Source organism: Ramlibacter sp. (assembly GCF_035548915.1).
In the GTDB taxonomy this organism is placed as follows: domain Bacteria; phylum Pseudomonadota; class Gammaproteobacteria; order Burkholderiales; family Burkholderiaceae_C; genus Ramlibacter.
In genome coordinates, this window is the sequence record NZ_DASZSE010000024.1 from 1 (window position 1) to 18,899 (window position 18,899).

The window sequence follows — 18,899 nt, forward strand, 5'->3', positions numbered from 1 at the left end:
GGTGTTGCCCCGCGCGTCGCTGGCCCACAGCAGCCGGCCGTCCACAGCACGATACTTCTCGGTGGCGCCGCTCGCACCGTCGCTCCAGCTGTAGGTGGCGCTCGGCGCGTCGTAGGCGATCGTGTCGTAGGCGCCTGCGCCTGCCGTGCTGCGGTAAAGCTGCGCTGTCGCATCCCACGCGTAGAGCGCCTGCGCGCCGTCAGGCGCGGTGCGCATCACCGTGCTGCCTGCCGTATTGGGGGGGCCGGCGGCTGTGAGGTTGCGCGTGTACGTGCCGGTGGACCAGTTGTCTGCGTTGTCGTCGTCCAGCGCCCCCAGGCTGTTGTACGTGCGCAAGGCCACCCCGTCGATCCCCACCCCCTTCAGCCGCTCGTCCTCGTCCTGCACGACCAGGTTGCCGTTGGCCACGTTCACGTACGCCCGCTCGCTGCTCGAGCCCGAGGCCGCCTGCCCCGTCACGCCCGCCTCACCGAGCGTGCCAAGCGATGTCAAGCCCAGGCCGAGCGTGTTGCCGCTGACGATTGCAACCATGTGGGTTCTTCTTCCTGTGGGTCTGCGGCGGCCGCCCGGAATAGGCACCGCTCATAACCAATACATCCCCACGCCAGCGGATTTGTTTAGCGAAAAGCGGTCAAAGGCCCGCAGCATGTAGGGTCATGCGCGGGCACGAGACGGGTCAGGGGAGCGCGTCGGTATGCGCTTACTTGACGGCTTGCTTCGAAGGCGTGTGCATGACGCCGCGCGCTGCGGCGTGCCTTTGCCTGTGGTCGAGACGAAAGTCTAGGATGCGTTCGGCGGGACACTCCGCGCGGCCACGATGGCGGCCATCTCTCTCGAACCGTCCTTTGCGCCGGTCCCGCGCCTGCTCGCATCGAAGGCGATCGCCATGGCCGCGAAGAGCGCGATGAAGGCCGTCTTCTCCACGTGATGCAGTCCGAGGTCGGTGAGAAGGCTCGGGCCGACCGCCACGATGGCGAGCACGGGCCAGTACCTCCGCTGCCGCCAGAACCGCACAGCGAGTCGCCCGAGCGCGAACCAGAAGACCGCGTACGCGGCCGCGGCGGGGAGTCCCCAGGTGAAGAACGTCTGCACGAAATCGTTGTGCGAGTGACTGATCATCTGCATGCCGGGGACTTGCATCGAGGCGTCGACCGTGGCCGTGTAGCCGCGTCCGCTCCAGAGCCACTCGGGGTCGAACGAATGGCGAAGGTAGAGCATGAGGTAGGCCCAGCGCAGGCCGGGTCCGCTCTTGTTGTGCGAGAAGAGGAACCAGAAGAGCGCGACGCCGGCGACGGCGACCAGCACGGCGACCAGCACGGCGACGACTCGCAGGCGCGTGCCGCGAAGGTGCGCGAAGGCGAAGAGCCCGATGAGGCACGCCGCCAGCGCGCCGGCAAGCACGCTGCGCGACTGCACGCAGGCGACCGCGAGCGTCCACGGCAAGGCGAGCGCGAGCCAGTTGCGCGCGGTGAACGCGCGCTCGCCGAAAAGACGTTCCTCGCCGAGCGCGCCGGCCGCGAGGTAGAACGCGCCGAGCATGAGGCCGCCGAAGAGCGGCGCCGCGGCCGCGAGGCCGGAGGCCTGGAACCTGAGCGGCCCCATCTCGCGCGGAATCAGCTCATGCGCGAACCCGCTCCATTGGATGCCGGCCACGGCTTCGAGCGGCAACGCGAAGAAGTTCGCGACGGCGAGCGCGGCAAGGAAGACGGCCGCGAGCCGCATGCGCGCGCGATCGGCAAGCAGCGCCGCGAGCGGCGCGATGGCCAGCAGCAAGGCGGCCTGCGGAGGCTGGGCAAGCCACGGCTGCCGCGGAAACTTCAATTGCAGCGCGAGGCCGCTTGCGAGCATCGCGAAGACGACGAGCGTGGCCGAAGCGATGAGCAGGCGATGGCGCGTGAGCACTTCGCGCAGCATCTCGCGTTCGCACGCGAAGGCGATGAGCCAGCCCGCGAGCGCGGCGAGCGCGAACCGATGCGGCCACACCGGGTCACCCGTTGCCGTGGTGGCCATGAGGACGAGCAGTATCGCGACCCACGCAACCGGGAGCGCGCGGATCAAGGCGAAGCGTGTCACTTCAATCGCCCACGAGCGCCTTGCGCCTCGTCGTGGAACGCGCCGCGCGAGCGGAATTCTCTTCGAACACGGAAGCGTCGCCACCCATCCGGCGCGTGGCTTCGGCAGCCGCGGTGAGCAGTGCGCGCGAGTAGCGCGGCAGCGCCGCATCGGAAAACCGCGCGACGGAACCCGACAGCGAGATCGCGCCTTTCAGCGTGCCGCCGGGCCCGAAGACGGGCGCGGCGATGGCAGCGCCATCGGCGTCGCGCTCCCGAAAGCTCGAGAACACCATGGACGAAGCTGCGCGCGCGCGGCGGGCGCCGCCGTCCGCCTCGAACGCGAGCAGCACCTTGCCGCCCGCGCCGCGGTCGAGGGGCAGCACGTCGCCCACGTGCACGTGATCGCGCACCGAATGCGCCGAATCGACCCGCGCGAGGCACACGCGCACGTCCTGCTGCCGCACGTAGAACGTCGCACTTTCGCCCGTCTGCTGCACGAGCTGCGCGAGGACGGGCGTGATGTGCGTGTCCACCCGCACGGAGCTCAGATAGGCGCTGCCCCAGCGCAGCAGCACCGGGCCGGGCGCGTAGCTGCCGTCTTCCAGCCGCACGATGCATTCGCGGCGCATCAGCGATGCAAGCAGCCTGAGGATCGTGCTCTTGTAGAGGCCGGTGTGCTCGGCCAGCTCGTGCAGCGTGAGCCGGCTGCGCTCGTGCGTGAACGCGTCCAGCAGCAAGAGCGCGCGCTCGACGGCCGCCACGCCCGTCTCGCTCGCCTGCATGAGTGGGGGAGTCGGCATGCAAAAATTCTAGTTGACGGCCGGGATTCTGTTCAACAGAATGTGATTCCTTTAAACAGAATCACAGGGGCACCCATGTCGCTGACGATGAAGCTGCTCGACGCGTGGAAGCGCGTGCTCGGGCTGTCGCGCCTCGAAAGCGGCGAATCGGTGGTCGTGCTGGTCGCCGAACATTCGCACCCCGATCACGTCGCGGCCGCCAAGGCCGCGGCCACGCTGCTCGGCACGCGCAGTGTCGTGCTCGAACTCGGCGAGTCGTCCGCCGCAGCGCTGCGCATGGCCGGCGAGACGACCGGTGTCACCGGCGTAACCGCCCTCACGGGCAACACCGCCGCGATCGCGGCGATGAAGGCGTGCGACTTCGTGATCGATCTGATGGGCATCGACCGCGGCAGCGAGCAGCAGGAAATTCTCGCCGCGGGCACGCGCATCCTGCTCGTGAAGGAGCCGCCCGAGATCTTCATCCGCCTCGTGCCCACGCCCGAGGATCGCGAACGTGTGCTCGCGGCCGCCGGGAAACTGCGCAAGGCGAAGACGATGCACGTGACGTCGGCGGCGGGAACCGACTTCGAGGTGGCGCTGGGCGAGTACCAGTTGCTGATCCAGTACGGCCTCGCGGACGAGCCGGGCCGATGGGACCATGCGCCCAGCACCTTCGTCGCCGCCTGGCCGAACGAGGGTTCGGCGAACGGCACGGTGGTCCTCGCTCCGGGAACGACGCTGCTGCCGATCAAGGAATACCTTCGCACGCCGGTGCGGCTCGAAATCGAGGCGGGCTACATCACGCGCATCGAAGGCGAGTTCGACGCCCTGTACCTGCGCGACTACATGGGCAAGTTCGGCGACCGCGAAGGCTACGCGGTCTCGCACCTCGGCTGGGGGCTGCAGCCCAAGGCGCACTGGACGGCGCTCGGCATGTACGACAAGCGCCAGACGAACGCGATGGAAGCGCGCTCCTTCGCGGGCAACTTCATGTTCTCCACCGGCCCCAACACCGAAGGAGGCGGCACGCGCAACCCCGCATGCCATCTCGATGTTCCGATGATCGGGTGCAGCGTCTCGCTCGACGGCGAGCCCGTCGTCGTCGAGGGCAAGCTCGTGCAGGCAATCGCTCGTGGCTGAGCGCGCGCCGCACGTGCTCGTCGCCGGCGCGGGGCTGGGCGGGCTCGCCGCGGGCCTCGCGCTCCTGCGGCGCGGCATCGACGTCGACATCTACGAGCAGGCACCGTCGCTCGGCGAAGTGGGCGCGGGTGTGCAGATCTCGGCCAACGGCACTCGTGTGCTCTTCGAGCTCGGACTCGAAGCCCCGGTGCGCACGCACGGCGTGAACACACCGGACAAGGAGATTCGCCTGTGGAACGACGGGCGGACCTGGTCGCTCTTCAGGCGCGAAGGCACGGGCTCGACGGATCGCTACGGCTATCCGATGTTCATGCTCCATCGCAAGGACCTCCACGCGATGCTCGTGGAGGCGGTGCGCGGCAGGAAGCCGGATGCGATCCACCTCGGCTGCAAGGCGACGGGCTTCGAGCAGCACGCCGACGGTGTCACGCTCTCGTTCGAATCGGGCGAGCGGGCGACGGGCGACATCCTCGTGGGCGCCGACGGCCTGCACTCGGTCGTGCGCCGCCAGCTTTTCGGTGCGGGCAGTGCGCAGTTCACGGGGCAGCTCGCCTGGCGCGGTCTCGCGCCGATCGAACGGCTGAGTGCGCAGCAGCGCCGCCTCGTGGGGACGAACTGGATCGGGCCGAAGGCGCACGTGACCTGCTATCCGGTGCAGCGCGGCGAGCTGTTCAATTTCGTCGGGCAGGTGGACCGCGACGACTGGCGAGTCGAGTCGTGGGTGACCCAGGGCAGCGTGCAGGAATGCCTCGCGGATTTTCCCGGCTGGCACGCCGAGGTGCAGCAGATGATCGCGAGCTGCGACCGGCTCTACAAGTGGGCGCTCTTCCTGCGCGAGCCGCTTGCACGCTGGACGCAGGGACGCGTCGCGCTCATGGGCGACGCCTGCCACGCGATGCTGCCCTACCTCGGCCAAGGCGCGAACAGCGCGATGGAAGACGCGCTCGTCCTTGCGCGCTGCATCGAACGCTGGCCCTCGCAGCCGCAGGAAGCGCTGCGCCGCTACGAAGGCGCGCGCGTCGAGCGCACGACGCGCATCGTGCACGAATCCGCCGCGATGGCGCGCACGTTCCACAACGAGCAGCTCGCGGACAACGACTCCGCCGTGCGGTACATCGAAGCGCAATGGAGCCCGCAAAGCGTCGGTGAGCGGTACGACTGGATCTACGGCTACGACGCCGTGAAGGCGCCCTTGTGACCGGCACGCGGCTTGCCGCGGCGACACCTCTTTTCATCGGTAATTCGAAGCGGCTTGCCGCGAAAGGACCCCTTCCATGAGAAAACTGCTGCAACGACTCGCCGCCATCGCAGCGCTTGCATGCGTCGCCGCGGTGCCCGCCTTCGCGCAAGGGGAGGCCCGTGCCTATCCCGAGAAGCCGGTGCGCATCATCGTGCCCTTCCCGCCGGGCGCGACGATGGATTTCGTGGTGCGCCTGATCGCGCAGAACCTGTCCGAGCAATGGGGCAAGTCGGTCGTCGTGGAAAACCGCACCGGCGGCGCGGGCGTGATCGGCACCGATGCCGGCGCGAAGGCTCCCGCCGACGGCTACACGATACTGGCGGTGGCCAACAGCTTCGCGGCCAACCCGACGCTGCGCAACGACCTGCCCTACAACACCGACAAGGATTTCGCACCGATCACGCTCATCGGCTCGACGCCGCTCGTGCTCGTCGCGCACCAGTCGCTGCCGGTCGCGAACCTCGCGGGCCTCGTCGACATGGCGAAGCAGCAACCCGGCACGGTGCCCTACGGTGCAGCCGTCGGCGCTTCGCCGCACATGGCCATGGCGTGGTTCGAATCGGCGGCCAAGGTGAAGCTGCTTTTCGCGCCGTACCGCGGCCAGTCGCAGGCCCAGGCCGATCTGCTGGCCGGGCAGATCAAGCTCGTGTTCGGAAACCTCCCGGACGTTTTGCCGCAGGTGCGCGCCGGCAAGCTGAAGGCGCTCGGCATCTCGACGGCCAGGCGCTCGCCGCTCGCGCCCGAGATTCCGACGCTGGCCGAGCAGGGCTACCCGGGGCCCGAATGGGATTCCTGGTACGGCTTTCTCGCGCCGGCCGGCACGCCGCCCGAAGTCATTTCCAAGTTCGCCGAAGCGGTGCACGCCGTGCTCTTCAAGCCGGAGACCAAGGCCAAGCTCGCCGGTGTCGGCATCGTGCCCGTCGCCGACACGCCCGCGGAGTTCGCGACATTCCTGCGCACGACGCGCGAGAACTACGCGAAGATCATCAAGTCGGCGAACATCCATGTCGAGTGAGGGCTGGGGCGCGCACGTCCGAGCGAACGGCATCCGCCAGCATTACCTGCGCTTCCCGGGCGAGGGGGCGCCTCTCATCGTTCTGCCCGGCATCACGAGCCCGGCGGCCACCTGGGCCTTCGTGGGCCGAAGGCTCGCGGCCTTCAGCGATGTCTACATTCTCGACATCCGCGGCCGCGGCCTCTCGGAGTCGGGCCCGCACCTGGACTACGGCCTCGACGCCTGCGCGGCCGACGTGCGCGAATTCGCGCGCGCGCTTTCACTCGAACGCTTCGCCGTGCTCGGGCATTCGATGGGCGGCCGCATCGCCGCGCGATTCGCCGCCAGGCCGCAGACGCCGCTCGAACGCGTGATCCTCGCGGACCCGCCGGTGAGTGGCCCGGGAAGGCGCCCCTACGGAAAGCCGCTCGCGTTCTACCTGGAGGCGATCGAGCAGGCGCGTTCGGGCCTGCTCGACGCACAGGGCGTGCGCGCCACCTATCCCGCATGGACCGAGGAGCAGCTGCTCTCGCGCGCCGAGTGGTTGCACACGTGCGATCCGCCGGCGGTGGCGCAGAGCTGGCGCAGCTTCCATGAAGAAGAGATTCACGGCAACATCGGCGCCATCGCGGTTGCGGCGATGCTCCTCGTCGCCGAGCGCGGCAACGTGATCGACGAGCCGGAGCTCGAGGAGCTCGCCCGCATCCAGCCGCGGATGACGATCCGCAAGGTCGCCACCGGCCACATGATGCCGTTCGATGATCTGGAGGCATTTCTTGCACCCGTCGAAGGATTCCTTGCCAGCCGCTGATCCGCTGCCTTCCGTCGAGGAGCGTGCGCGCTCGATGGGCCTGCACAAGGCGTTCGCGGCGTTCCCGGCAAGCGTCGAAGCCGCCGCGAGCCGCGCCGCGTCCGCCGCTCGCGTGCTGGAGGACATCGTGACGCCGACGACCGAACCCGCGCATGTCTTCCAGCCCGTGCGGGGGGACACGTGAAGCCGGCACGCGAGCCGGGCATCGCGCAGCTGGCGGAGCAACTACGCGCCGGGGAGATGTCCCCCGTGGCGCTCGCGCAGCGCGTGCTGGCGCGCATCGAGGCGCATGACGGCGCCGTGCACGCTTTCATCCACGTCGATCCGCAAACCCTGCTTCGCGACGCGAGCGCGGCGGAGGCGGAGATCGCGCGCGGTGCATGGCGCGGCCCGATGCACGGCATTCCCATCGCCATCAAGGACAACATCGACGTGGCCGGCATGCGCACGACGTGCCACTCGGCGATCCTGCGTGACGCCCCGCCCGCGCAAGCCGACGCCGACGTTGTCGCGCAGCTGCGCGCGGCGGGAGCGGTCGTCGTCGGCAAGACCGCGCTGCACGAGTTCGCGATCGGCGGCCCGACCAACGAGTTGCCCTGGCCCGCGGCACGCAACCCGTGGAACCTGGCGCTGCACCCCGGCGGCTCGTCCAGCGGATCGGCCGCGGCCGTCGCGGCGGGCTTCGTGCCGGGCGCGGTCGGAACGGACACGAGCGGCTCGGTGCGCAACCCCGCGACCTGCTGCGGGATCGTCTCGATCAAGCCGACTTACGATCTCGTGAGCCGCCGCGGCGTCTTCCCGCTCGCGTTCTCGCTGGACCACATCGGGCCCATGGCGCGCGATGCACTGGATTGCGCCCACCTGCTCGATGCGATGATCGACCCAGCGCACGCGCACGCGCACGCGGGAGCGAATGCGCGAGCCGCGCGCGAGGGAGCCGAGCGCGGCATCGCGGGCATGCGCATCGGCGTGGTCGAACACCTGCACACCGAAGACGCGAAAGCGCATCCTTCGATCGTCGCGGGCTTCGAGGCGGCGGTCGCGAAACTGCGCGAACTCGGCGCCGACGTGCGCACGGCGAGGCTCGCGCCGCTCGACCAATGGAACGCGTGCTGCCGCGTCATCCAGCAGGCGGAACAGTATGCGGTGCACGAGAAATGGCTGCAGTCGCGGCCCGGCGACTACTGCGAAATCAGCCGCAGGAAGCTGCTCGCGGGCGCGTTCGTTCCCGCCCGCGACTACATCCGCGCGATGCAGGCGCGCGCCGTGCTGTGCCGCGGCTTCGCCGAGACTCTGCGTTCATTCGACGCGCTCGTGCTGCCTTCCGCGCTCGAGCCGCCCTGCGAGCTGGACGATGCGCATGCGGTCGCCGCGACGTACGAGCGGCACCTGCGCGCACCCTTCAGCGTCACCGGCACGCCCGCGATGGCGATGCCCGTCGGACTCGGCGAAGACGGCGTTCCGCTGGGCGTGCAGCTTGCGGGGGGCGCATGGCAGGAGCCCGTTCTCTTTCGCATCGCTGCTGCGTTCGGGCATTCCACCTCGTGTTTCGCCTGATCGCAACCGACGATCGTGGCACTCTCACCGCAGAAGCCCGTTTCGAATTTCGACCAGGAAGCCATCGAGCCATGAGCACCGCCGCGCCCCCATGGGAAGGGATCATCCCTCGCGAAGAGATCGAGCTGTACCGTGAGATCGGGCTGGGCGCCACGCTGCCGGGTGGCGGCCTGGCGGGCCTGCTCGTGATCGACGTGCAGTACCGCTCCGTCGGTCATCGGCCCGCGCCGATTCGCGAAGCGATCCGCGAATACCCGACGAGCTGCGGCGAATACGGCTGGCGCGCCGTACCGCACATCCGCGCGGTGCTCGAAGCCTTTCGCGAGGCGGGCATGCCGGTTGTCTTTGCGCACGTGGCGCCCAAGAAGTCCTACGACGGCGGACGCTGGGCCGACAAGGCGCCCGCTGTCATGGGCATTCCGGCGCGCGGCTACGACTTCGTCGAGGAAGTCGCGCCGCGCGACAACGAGATCCTGCTGCCGAAGCAGCACGCGAGCGCCTTCTTCGGCACGCCGCTTGCCAGCTACCTGGTGAACCTCGGCGTGTCGACCCTGTTCGTGACGGGCACGACGACGAGCGGCTGCGTGCGCGCAACGGCCGTGGACGCGTCGTCGTTCGGCTTCCGCGTCATCGTGCCGCAGGAGTGCGTGTTCGACCGCTCGCAGGTGTCGCATGCGGTGAACCTCTTCGACATGAACAGCAAGTATGCGGACGTGGTGCCGGTCGAGGAGGCGCTCGCCCGTCTCGACCGTCTCGCAGGCCTCGCGCGACCCGCGGAGCGTTCCTAGCCTGGCCAGGCCGGCGGGGCCGCCATCGGCGATCGCGGCGCGATCCGCAGAGGGATCTGGCGCCGGTCACCTTGATGGGCAAGTTCCCGATGGTTGCTTGTGGTCGGCCCCGCATCGCCGCCATGAAGGCGGACCTCGCCGCGGGCGGCGGCTTCATCGAGAGCGGCCTCCGTGCCCCTGCCGATCACTTGACCCGCATGTCGTTGGCCACGGACGTCACGCCGTTGACGGCTTGCGCAACGGTCACGGCTCGTTCGATCTTCTCGCGGCTGCTCACGAAGCCGCTCAGTTGCACGCGGCCCTTGTAGGTCTCGACGTTGATCTCGGCGGACTTCAGGCTCGGATCGTTGAAGATGGCGGCCTTCACCGACGTGGTGATGGCGGTGTCGTCGATGTACTGGCCGGTGCTCTCGTGCTTCTGCGTGGATGCGCAGCCGGCCACGGCGGTGAGCGCCACTGCGGCGAACAGAACGGAAGTGGCGGTGAATCGGGTCATGGTGAATCTCCTGGATCTCGAATGAACGACCCGGCAAAGAGCTTCACTGGGCGGATGACGGCGTCAACCCATGCAATGTGCAGCACCCGCACCGCGCGGTCTGTGCGCTGCCGCACTCAGCCGTCCGCATTCGCGTGAGGACAAGGCGCCGTCCTTCGATATGTTGGCCATCGCACAGACGATGCCGCGAAAGCGCAGGCACTCTGCGGTGCTTTCAACCGGAGTTCATCCATGAATCGACAACTTCAGATCGCGCCGGCCGCCGGCGCATCCGCCGCCGCCACGAGCGTCGCCTTTCACTTCATGCCGCCTCGCGGCGCCCCGAAGCGGTAATCAGCCATGCTCTACACCATCGCCATCGTTCTCGTCCTCCTGTGGGCGCTCGGACTCGTCACTTCAGTCACCATGGGCGGCTTGATCCACGTGCTGCTCGTCATCGCCATCGTGGTCGTGCTGTTGCGCGTGATCAGCGGCCGGCGTGTGCTGTAGCCGGACGCGGCATGACCGCGCCGGCCTGCGGCAACGGCCGGTCATCGGCATGATCCACCCCGGGCATCCACGCAACGGCGTTTCGCGGACAGCGTGAACGCCCCCGAGCATGAGCGGCCAGGTCGTTTCTTTCGGGTGCGGGTATAAGGTACGCCAACACCGAAGGGAAGCGACACAGCCATGGCCATCGATCCGTTGCCTTCCGATCTCGATCACGCCCTCCTGGCCGGCCGGGTCTGGCACACCGGCCAGCAAGGGCCTTGCGTCGTCGCCGTGCGCGAGGGGCAGACCTTCGACATCACGGACCACGCACCCACCATGGCCGACCTGCTCGATCGCCCCGACCTCGCGGCGTTTCTTCGGCAGTGCGAGGGCACGCCGCTCGGAAGCGCGCGCGAGTGGATGGCGCGTTCGCAGGACCCGGCCCGGCAGGAGCGGCTGCTCGCGCCTTGCGACCTGCAGCCGATCAAGGCCTGCGGCGTGACGTTCGCGGTGAGCCTGCTGGAACGTGTGATCGAGGAACAATCGGGCGGCGATCCGCGGCGGGCCGAAGCGGTCCGCGCCGATCTGCAGCGCACGATCGGCGGCGACCTGCGATCGGTCGCGCCCGGCTCCGAAGGCGCGAGCCGGCTGAAGGAGGAGCTGATGCGCCGAGGCGTCTGGTCGCAGTATCTCGAAGTGGGCATCGGGCCCGATGCGGAAGTGTTCACGAAGGCCGCGCCGATGTCGGCCATCGGCCACGGCGCGGTGCTCGGGCTGCTGCCGGATTCGACCTGGAACAACCCCGAGCCGGAGATCGTGCTCGCGGTCAACAGCCGGCTCGAGATCGCGGGCGCGACGCTTGGCAACGACGTGAACCTGCGCGACGTGGAAGGCCGCAGTGCCCTCCTGCTCGGCCGGGCGAAGGACAACAACGGATCGTGCGCCATCGGCCCCTTCATCCGCGTGTTCGACGAGCGGTTCACGCTCGACACCGTGCGTGCCTGCCGCGTGCAGTTGCGCATCGAGGGGGCGCAGGACGGCTTCGAACTCGACGGCGTGAGCGACATGCGCGAGATCAGCCGCGACCCGGCCGACCTCGTGCGGCAGGCCGCGGGCGCGCATCATCAATACCCCGACGGCTTCATGCTGTTCCTGGGGACGATGTTCTCGCCGGTGAAAGACCGCGACGGCCCGGGCCTCGGCTTCACGCACAAGCCGGGCGACCGCGTGACCATCGCCGCGCCGCCGCTCGGCGCGCTCGTCAACACGGTCGGCGATTGCACGCGCATCCCGCCGTGGACGTTCGGCATCCGCGCGCTCTATCGCAGCCTCGCGCTCAGGCAGTCGCCGGCGTCGTGACCGCCGGCACCCACCTGCCGCGCCCATCCGCCGCCCACCTGCCGTGATGCCCGCTGGCAAGGTCCCGCGAACTCGTGCAGAATAGCACGACCGTTCGTTCTTATTCCAGGTGAATCCAGCGATGTCCGTCACCGAACTGCCTTCGAAGCGCGCCAGGGAAGGCCGCGCCCTTCAGAAGGGACAACAGACCAAGGCCGCCATCGTGGATGCGGCGCTCGGCCTGGCCACGCAGATCGGCCTCGAAGGCCTTTCCATCGGTGCGCTGGCCGAGGTCACGCAGATGTCGAAGTCGGGCGTCTTCGCGCACTTCGGCTCGCGCGAGGAGCTGCAGATCTCCGTGATCCGCGAGTACCACACGCGCTTCGAGGAAGAAGTGTTCTATCCCGCGATGCGCGAGCCGCGGGGCTTGCCGCGCCTGCGCGCGCTCTTCGCGAACTGGATGAAGCGCACCTCGTTCGAGATCGACTCGGGCTGCATCTACATCAGCGGCGCGGTGGAGTTCGACGACCGCACCGGCCCCGTGCGCGACGCGCTGGTCGGCTCGGTGAAGGCCTGGCTCGCGGCGATGCGGCGCGCCGTCGTGTCGGCGATCGATGAAGGGCATCTGCGCAAGGACATCGACCCCGACCAGATGCTCTTCGAAATCCACGGTCTCATCCTCGCGCTGCATTACGAAGCGCGTTTCCTGAAGTACCCCGGCTCCGTGGAACGCGCGAACGCCGGATTCGACAACATCCTCGGGCAGTACGCCGCGAGGCAAGCCGCCGAGCCGGCTCCCGCGCGTACGACGGCCAGGACAACCCGCACACCCAAGACTGCGAAGGAGTAGTCACACATGCCCACCTACACCCCGCCCCTGCGAGACATGCAGTTCGTGCTCCATGAGCTCCTGAAGGTCACGGACGAATACAAGGCGATGCCGAAGCACGCCGAATTCGATGCCGACACCATCAACGCCGTCCTCGAAGAAGGCGGCAAGTTCGCAGCCGAAGTCACCTTCCCGCTCAACGTGAGCGGCGACGAAGAGGGCTGCAGACTCGACAAGGAGACGCACGCCGTCACGACGCCCAAGGGCTTCAGGCAAGCCTACGCCAAGTACATCGAAGGGGGCTGGCCCGCGCTCTCGTGCGATCCGGACTACGGCGGCCAGGGCCTGCCCTTCACCGTCAACCAGAACTTCTTCGAGATGCTCAACAGCGCGAACCAGGCGTGGACGATGTACCCCGGCCTGTCGCACGGCGCGTACGAGTGCCTGCACGCGCACGGCACTCCCGAGCAGAAGCGGATGTACCTGCCGCGGCTCGTGAGCGGCGAGTGGACGGGCACCATGTGCCTCACCGAGCCGCATTGCGGGACCGACCTGGGGCTGCTTCGCACGAAGGCGGAGCCGCAGGCGGACGGCACCTACCGCATCACCGGCAACAAGATCTTCATCAGCGCGGGCGAACACGACATGGCGCCCAACATCCTGCACCTGGTGCTCGCGCGGCTGCCGGATGCGCCGCAGGGCAGCAAGGGCATCAGCCTCTTTCTCGTGCCGAAGATCCTCGTGAAGGCCGACGGCTCGCTCGGCGAGCGCAACGGCATCTACTGCGGCGGGCTCGAACACAAGATGGGCATCCACGGCAACGCGACGGCGCAGCTCGTGCTGGAAGGCGCGGTCGGCACGCTCGTCGGCGAGCCGAACAAGGGCCTGCCCGCGATGTTCGTGATGATGAACGCGGCGCGCCTGGGCGTGGGCAACCAGTCGCTCGGACTCACCGAAGTCGCGTTCCAGAACGCGCTCGCGTATGCGAAGGACCGCATCCAGATGCGCTCGCTCTCGGGGCCGAAGGCCAAGGACAAGCCGGCCGATCCGATCATCGTGCATCCGGACGTGCGCAAGATGCTGCTCACGGCGAAGGCCTATGCGGAAGGCGGCCGGGCCCTCGCGAACTGGTGCGCGCTGCTGCTCGACAAGGAACTGCATCACCCCGACGAGAAGGTGCGCGCGGAGGCCGCCGATCTCGTGGCGCTCCTCACGCCGATCGTGAAAGCGTTTCTCACGGACAACGCGTGGACCGCCGCGTCGGCCTGCATGCAGGTGTTCGGCGGGCACGGCTACATCAAGGAATGGGGCATGGAGCAGTTCGTGCGCGATTCGCGCATCAACATGATCTACGAAGGCACGAACACCGTGCAGTCGCTGGACCTGCTCGGGCGCAAGGTGCTCGCGAACAACGGCGCCACGCTCAGGAAGTTCGGCAAGCTCGTGGCGCAGCTCGTGGAAGAAGAGGGCGTGAACGAGAAGATGGCCGAGTTCATCAACCCGATCGCCTACCTCGGCGAGCAGATGACGAAGTTCACGACCGAGCTGGGCTTCAAGGCGTTCCAGAACGCCGACGAGGTGGGCGGCGCCGCCGTGGACTACCTGCGAGTCGCGGGGCACCTGGTCTTCGGCTATCTGTGGGCCCGCATGGCGCAGGTGGCGCTGCGCGAGATCGCGAACGGCAACGCCGATCCGTTCTATCAGGCCAAGCTGCAGACGGCGCGGTTCTACTTCGCGCGGCTCTTCCCGGAGACGGCGACGCTCATGCGCACAGCGCGCTCGGGCGTGGCCAATCTGCTCGATACGGATGCGGCGCTGGCATGAAGAGTTTCCCATTGCACTTCGGACGCGCCGCGGCGCTCGCGGCGGGAATCGTCTTCGCACAATCCGCCTTCGCACAATCCTCGCCCGTCGGCCTCTGGCGCAACATCGACGACAAGACGGGCGAAGTGAAGGCGGAAATCCGCATCACGGACAACTCGGGCGTTCTGAGCGGCCGCATCGAACGCCGCCTCACGAAGACCGCCAAACCGGACGCCGTGTGCGACGAATGCTCCGACGACCGCAAGGGCAAGCCGATGGACGGGCTCGAAATCATCCGCGGCGCGCGCAGGGTCGACAGTGAGGACGTGTGGCGCGGCGGCAAGATACTCGATCCGGAAAACGGCCGCGAGTACACGCTGCGCCTCACGCCGATGGAGGGCGGACGCAAGCTCGAAGTGCGAGGCTCGATCGGCCCGTTCGGGCGCACGCAGACGTGGGTCCGCGTGAATTGAAGCGACGAAGGAACATCTGATGAGCCGATTCCTCGTGAAGAAAGTGGCCGTGCTGGGCGCGGGTGTCATGGGCGCGCAGATCGCGGCCCATCTCGTGAACGTGAAGGTGCCGGTGGTGCTGTTCGATCTGCCCGCGAAGGAAGGCGGCAAGAACGGCATCGTCGGCAAGGCGGTCGACAACCTGAAGAAGCTGAAGCCTTCGCCGCTCGGCGTTGCCGAAGACGCATCGCTGATCGCGCAGGCGAACTACGAAGACGATCTGGAGCGATTGCGCGAATGCGATCTTGTCATCGAGGCGATCGCCGAGCGGATGGACTGGAAGCTCGATCTGTATCGCAAGATCGCGCCGCACGTGGCCGAGCACGCGATCGTCGCCTCCAACACCTCCGGCCTGTCGATCACGAAGCTTTCCGAAGCGCTGCCCGATGCGCTCAAGCCGCGCTTTTGCGGCATCCACTTCTTCAATCCGCCGAGGTACATGTACCTCGTGGAGCTGATCGCGACGCCTTCGACGCAAGCGAAGATCCTGGACGACCTCGAGACTTTCGTCACGAGCGGACTCGGCAAGGGCGTGGTGCGCGCGAAGGACACGCCGAACTTCATCGCCAACCGCGTGGGCATCGCCGGCATGCTCGCCACGATGCACGAGGTGCGCAAGTTCGGCCTCACCTACGACGTGGTCGACGACCTCACGGGCAGGAAGCTCGGGCGCGCATCGAGCGGAACGTTTCGCACGGCGGACGTCGTGGGTCTGGACACGATGGCGCACGTCATCAAGACCCTGCAGGACAACCTGGACGAGAAGAGCGATCCGTTCTATCCCGCGTTCGCGACGCCGCCCGAGCTCGAGGCGCTTCTGAAGATGGGCCATCTCGGCCAGAAATCCGGCGCCGGTTTCTACAAGAAGGTCGGACGCGACATCCTGCGGTTCGATCTCGACAGCAAGGACTATGTCCCCTCCGGCGAGAAGTCGGACGAGGTCTATGCGCGCATGCTGAGGAAGCCGGCGGGCGAACGGCTGAAGCTGCTGCGCGAAAGCGAAGGCGCGCAAGGCCGCTTCCTCTGGGCGATCCTGCGCAACAGCTTCCACTACGCCGCGGTGCACCTCGCGACGATCGCGCAGACCGCGCGCGACGTCGACCTGGCGATGCGATGGGGCTTCGGCATGAAGCAGGGCCCGTTCGAGCTGTGGCAGGAAGCGGGCTGGCTGCAGGTGGCGCAGTGGCTGCAGGAAGACATCGAAAGAGGCGAGACGCTCGTGAAGGCGCCGCTGCCGGACTGGGTTTTCAGCGGGCCGGTGGTGAATGCGGGTGGCGTGCACACGGCCGAAGGGTCGTGGAACCCGACCACGCGAAAGTTCGAGCCGCGCCGGGTGCTGCCGGTCTATGAGCGCCAGCTCTTCCCCGAACTGCTGCGAGGCGAAGCGGGTCCGCGGTTCGAGACCGCGGGCAAGACCCTGATGGAAAACGACAGCGTGCGCGTGTGGACGCACGACGGCGAGGTCGTGATCGCGAGCATCAGGACGAAGATGCATGCGATCAGCCCGGAGGTGTGCGAAGGGCTGATGTTCGCGATCGAATCGGCCGAGAGCGACTATCGCGGACTGGTGATCTGGTCGGGCGACGAGCCCTTCAGTGCCGGTGCGGACCTGCAGGCGATGCTGCCCGCATACATCGCGGTGGGCGTGAGCGCGATCGAGGATGCGGAAGGGTTCATGCAGCAGACGATGCTGCGGCTGCGCTATGCGGCGGTGCCGGTGGTGTCGGCCGTGCGGGGGCTCGCACTGGGCGGCGGCTGCGAGCTCGCGCTGTATTCGGCCAGGCGCGTGGTCGCGATGGAGAGTTATGTCGGCTTGGTCGAGGTGGGCGTCGGGCTCGTGCCGGGAGCGGGCGGGCTCACGTACATCGCGCGGCGCGCGGCGGAGAACTCGGCCGCGAGCACGGACAAGGACTTGCTCAAGTTCGTGACGGAAGGCTTCACGGCCGCGGCGATGGCCAAGGTCGGGACGAGCGCCATCGAGTCGCGACAACTCGGCTGGCTGCTGGAGAGCGACGTCGTCGTGCCGAACAAGGACGAGCTGCTGTACGTGGCTTTGCAGACGGTGAAGTCGATGGATGAGGCGGGGTATCGCCCGCCGCATCGACGGCGGTTCCCGGTGGCGGGCCGCAGCGCGAAGGCGACGATCCAGGGTCAGCTCGTGAACATGCGCGACGGCGGATTCATCAGCCGGCACGACTTTCACATCGCGTCGCTGATCGCGAACGTGGTGACCGGCGGGGACGTGGATGCGAACACGCTGGTGACGGAGGAGTATCTGATGACGCTCGAGCGGCGGGCGTTCTGCGAGCTGGTGCAGAACCCGAAGACGCACGAGCGGATTCTGGGGATGCTGAATACGGGTAAACCTGTTCGCAACTGACGTGACAAGCAAGGAGACCCTCACCCCAGCCCTCTCCCGCGAGCGGGAGAGGGAGCAAGATGCCGCGATGGAGCCGGACGATTCCCTCTCCCGCTTGCGGGAGAGGGCCAGGGTGAGGGCTCGCGGCCTGCGGCAGCGCCAGACGCAAGCCGAGCAGGTGATGTGGCACCACTTGCGCAATCGCCGCCTGCTCGATCTGAAGTTCCGCAGGCAGCACGCCGTTGGCCCCTGCTTCGCGGACTTCGCCTGCATCGAGATCGGCCTCGTCATCGAGATCGACGGCGGACAACACGCCGACGCCGAGCCCCACGACATGTGTCGCGAAACAGCAATGACCGCCCATGGATACCGGACGCTTCGCTTCTGGAATCACGAGGTGCTGAACGAGACGGAAGCGGTGATGGAAAGGATCCGGCAAGTCGCCATCACCCTCACCCCAGCCCTCTCCCGCCAGCGGGAGAGGGAGCAAGACAAAGGCACAACACCATGACCCGACCCCTGCACGACGCCTACATCGTCGCGGCCACCCGCACCCCGATCGGCCGCTCGCACAAAGGCTACTTCCGCAACACGCGCCCCGACGACCTGCTCGCCACGGTGCTGAAGTCCGCCCTGAAGCAGGCCGAGGGGCTCGACCCCGCCGCCATCGAAGACGTGATCTGCGGCTGCGCCATTCCCGAGGCGCAGCAGGGTCTCAACGTCGCGCGCATCGGCGCCGTCCTCGCGGGCCTGCCGAAGAGCGTGGGCGGCATCACCGTCAACCGCTTCTGCGCTTCGGGACTCTCCGCCGTGCAGATGGCCGCCGACCGCATCCGCGTGGGCGAGGCCGACGTCATGATCGCGGCCGGCACCGAAAGCATGTCGATGGTGCCGATGATGGGCAACTCGCCGTCGCTCTCGCCCACGATCTTCTCGAACCCCGACGACATCGAAAGCTACGGCATCGCCTACGGCATGGGCCTCACCGCGGAGAAGGTCGCGCAGCAATGGAAGGTGAGCCGCGACGCGCAGGACGAATTCGCGTACGCGTCGCACATGAAGGCCGTGGCCGCGATGAAGGCGGGCGAGTTCGCGGGCGAGATGACCGAAGTCGAAGTCGCCGACCGCGCCGTGGACCTGGACTCCGCGGAAGTCTCGATCGCGACGCGCACGGTGAGCCTCGACGAAGGCGCCCGCCCCGACACGACGGTGCAGGCGCTCGGCAAGCTGAGGCCGGTCTTCGCCGCGCGCGGCAGCGTGACCGCCGGCAACAGCTCGCAGACCTCCGACGGCGCGGGCGCGCTCATCGTGGTGAGCGAAGCGGCGCTGAAGCGCTTCAACCTGAAGCCGCTCGCGCGCTTCGTGAGCTTCGCAAGCCGCGGCGTGCCGCCGCACATCATGGGCATTGGCCCGGTGGAAGCGATTCCGGCCGCGCTGAAGGCCGCGGGCCTGAAGCTGGACGACATCGGCTGGATCGAACTCAACGAAGCCTTCGCCGCGCAGTCGCTCGCGGTCATCGGCACGCTCGGCCTCGATCCGGCGCGGGTGAACCCGATGGGCGGCGCGATCGCGCTCGGCCATCCCCTCGGCGCGACGGGGGCTATCCGGTCGGCGACAGTCGTCCACGCGCTGCGGCGCAAGAATCTGAAATACGGCATGGTCACCATGTGCGTCGGCATGGGGCAGGGCGCCGCAGGCATCTTCGAGAGGGTCTGAACGTGCAAC

Annotated in this window: 19 protein-coding genes; 15 read left to right on the forward strand and 4 right to left on the reverse strand. The window is 68.0% G+C overall.

Going from position 1 to position 18,899, the window contains the following annotated elements; all coding sequences use genetic code 11:
* From VHA82_RS07035 to VHA82_RS07045, 3 genes are all read right to left on the reverse strand, one after another.
* Positions 1-531 (reverse strand): hypothetical protein (locus VHA82_RS07035; protein WP_325541867.1); only part of this gene is annotated, 531 nt, incomplete at its 3' end.
* A 249-nt stretch (positions 532-780) separates the two neighbouring features.
* Positions 781-2,010: a hypothetical protein gene (locus VHA82_RS07040; RefSeq protein WP_325541868.1), complete on the reverse strand. Its 1,230-nt coding sequence runs from the start codon at positions 2,008-2,010 to the stop codon at positions 781-783.
* Positions 2,011-2,074: 64 nt separating this feature from the next.
* Positions 2,075-2,854, reverse strand: coding sequence for an IclR family transcriptional regulator (locus VHA82_RS07045; RefSeq protein WP_325541870.1), 780 nt, complete (start codon positions 2,852-2,854; stop codon positions 2,075-2,077).
* 75 nt (positions 2,855-2,929) lie between these two features.
* Between VHA82_RS07045 and VHA82_RS07050 the strand changes: the two genes are divergently transcribed.
* The 7 genes from VHA82_RS07050 to VHA82_RS07080 all read left to right on the forward strand — a co-directional run bounded on the left by VHA82_RS07050 (position 2,930) and on the right by VHA82_RS07080 (position 9,366).
* On the forward strand, positions 2,930-3,976 hold the full coding sequence (locus VHA82_RS07050) for a 2,5-dihydroxypyridine 5,6-dioxygenase (RefSeq protein WP_325541873.1): 1,047 nt from the start codon (positions 2,930-2,932) through the stop codon (positions 3,974-3,976).
* Positions 3,969-5,174, forward strand: coding sequence for an FAD-dependent monooxygenase (locus tag VHA82_RS07055; protein ID WP_325541875.1), 1,206 nt, complete (start codon positions 3,969-3,971; stop codon positions 5,172-5,174). The genes VHA82_RS07050 and VHA82_RS07055 overlap by 8 nt, the downstream gene beginning before the upstream one ends.
* Before the next feature lie 76 nt (positions 5,175-5,250).
* Positions 5,251-6,231: a tripartite tricarboxylate transporter substrate binding protein gene (locus tag VHA82_RS07060; RefSeq protein WP_325541877.1), complete on the forward strand. Its 981-nt coding sequence runs from the start codon at positions 5,251-5,253 to the stop codon at positions 6,229-6,231.
* Positions 6,221-7,021: an alpha/beta hydrolase gene (locus VHA82_RS07065; protein ID WP_325541879.1), complete on the forward strand. Its 801-nt coding sequence runs from the start codon at positions 6,221-6,223 to the stop codon at positions 7,019-7,021. Before VHA82_RS07060 ends, VHA82_RS07065 begins: the two co-directional genes overlap by 11 nt.
* Positions 7,008-7,205: a hypothetical protein gene (locus VHA82_RS07070; RefSeq protein WP_325541881.1), complete on the forward strand. Its 198-nt coding sequence runs from the start codon at positions 7,008-7,010 to the stop codon at positions 7,203-7,205. Before VHA82_RS07065 ends, VHA82_RS07070 begins: the two co-directional genes overlap by 14 nt.
* A complete protein-coding gene (locus tag VHA82_RS07075) occupies positions 7,202-8,578 on the forward strand; it encodes an amidase (protein ID WP_325541883.1) in 1,377 nt (458 codons plus the stop codon). The genes VHA82_RS07070 and VHA82_RS07075 overlap by 4 nt, the downstream gene beginning before the upstream one ends.
* 71 nt (positions 8,579-8,649) lie before the next feature.
* A complete protein-coding gene (locus tag VHA82_RS07080) occupies positions 8,650-9,366 on the forward strand; it encodes an isochorismatase family protein (protein ID WP_325541885.1) in 717 nt (238 codons plus the stop codon).
* A gap of 184 nt (positions 9,367-9,550) precedes the next feature.
* Here the strand turns inward: VHA82_RS07080 and VHA82_RS07085 are convergent, their stop codons facing one another.
* The gene (locus VHA82_RS07085) at positions 9,551-9,862 is read right to left on the reverse strand and encodes a BON domain-containing protein (protein ID WP_325541887.1); all 312 of its coding nucleotides are present in this window, start codon (positions 9,860-9,862) and stop codon (positions 9,551-9,553) included.
* Positions 9,863-10,201: 339 nt separating this feature from the next.
* On the opposite strand from VHA82_RS07085, the gene VHA82_RS07090 reads away from it, so the two are divergent.
* The 8 genes from VHA82_RS07090 to VHA82_RS07125 all read left to right on the forward strand — a co-directional run bounded on the left by VHA82_RS07090 (position 10,202) and on the right by VHA82_RS07125 (position 18,890).
* Positions 10,202-10,351: a lmo0937 family membrane protein gene (locus VHA82_RS07090; protein WP_325541889.1), complete on the forward strand. Its 150-nt coding sequence runs from the start codon at positions 10,202-10,204 to the stop codon at positions 10,349-10,351.
* Positions 10,352-10,531: 180 nt separating this feature from the next.
* On the forward strand, positions 10,532-11,692 hold the full coding sequence (locus VHA82_RS07095; protein ID WP_325541891.1) for a fumarylacetoacetate hydrolase family protein: 1,161 nt from the start codon (positions 10,532-10,534) through the stop codon (positions 11,690-11,692).
* A 121-nt stretch (positions 11,693-11,813) separates the two neighbouring features.
* Complete coding sequence (locus tag VHA82_RS07100; RefSeq protein ID WP_325541893.1) at positions 11,814-12,521, forward strand: TetR/AcrR family transcriptional regulator; 708 nt, start codon at positions 11,814-11,816, stop codon at positions 12,519-12,521.
* Positions 12,522-12,527: 6 nt separating this feature from the next.
* Positions 12,528-14,324 (forward strand): acyl-CoA dehydrogenase C-terminal domain-containing protein, encoded by a 1,797-nt coding sequence (locus tag VHA82_RS07105; protein ID WP_325541895.1) that lies wholly within the window; start codon positions 12,528-12,530, stop codon positions 14,322-14,324.
* Positions 14,321-14,776, forward strand: coding sequence for a DUF2147 domain-containing protein (locus tag VHA82_RS07110; RefSeq protein WP_325541897.1), 456 nt, complete (start codon positions 14,321-14,323; stop codon positions 14,774-14,776). The genes VHA82_RS07105 and VHA82_RS07110 overlap by 4 nt, the downstream gene beginning before the upstream one ends.
* A gap of 19 nt (positions 14,777-14,795) precedes the next feature.
* A complete protein-coding gene (locus VHA82_RS07115; RefSeq protein WP_325541899.1) occupies positions 14,796-17,195 on the forward strand; it encodes a 3-hydroxyacyl-CoA dehydrogenase/enoyl-CoA hydratase family protein in 2,400 nt (799 codons plus the stop codon).
* Between the two features lie 67 nt (positions 17,196-17,262).
* A complete protein-coding gene (locus tag VHA82_RS07120) occupies positions 17,263-17,685 on the forward strand; it encodes an endonuclease domain-containing protein (protein WP_325541901.1) in 423 nt (140 codons plus the stop codon).
* Positions 17,682-18,890 carry an acetyl-CoA C-acyltransferase gene (locus VHA82_RS07125; protein WP_325541903.1) on the forward strand — a complete coding sequence of 403 codons (1,209 nt, stop codon included), beginning with the start codon at positions 17,682-17,684 and terminating at the stop codon, positions 18,888-18,890. The genes VHA82_RS07120 and VHA82_RS07125 overlap by 4 nt, the downstream gene beginning before the upstream one ends.
* Positions 18,891-18,899: the final 9 nt, after the last annotated feature.